We start from the raw sequence: 279 nt of genomic DNA on the forward strand, positions 1-279 counted from the left end.
TTTTCAATATCTTCATCCTCTCTAATCTTTTTCTTGTATTTTCTTAATCTATTATTCCTTTAGAATTGGCATATTGTCTAAGAAATTCAACTTGATTTTTTAAATTATCTTTTTGATTAGAGCTTGAAACCCTTGTATAAATAACTATTTTTCTATTATCTGTTTCTTTATGTATTCCTGTATATTCTAGATATTGTTCATAAGTGTAATACCTTCTATTCGTAGGCGTTCTAAATGCCTTTAATTTACCATCATTATCCCATCTTTGCAGAGTTATAA

At 26.2% G+C, this 279-nt stretch carries 1 pseudogene; it reads right to left on the minus strand.

What is annotated here, in order from left to right:
* Positions 1-49 precede the first annotated feature (49 nt).
* Positions 50-277: pseudogene (locus KGF46_RS19850) on the minus strand (recombinase family protein); the annotation flags it as partial.
* Positions 278-279: the final 2 nt, after the last annotated feature.

The organism is Clostridioides sp. ZZV14-6153, from assembly GCF_020657855.1.
Taxonomy (GTDB): domain Bacteria; phylum Bacillota; class Clostridia; order Peptostreptococcales; family Peptostreptococcaceae; genus Clostridioides.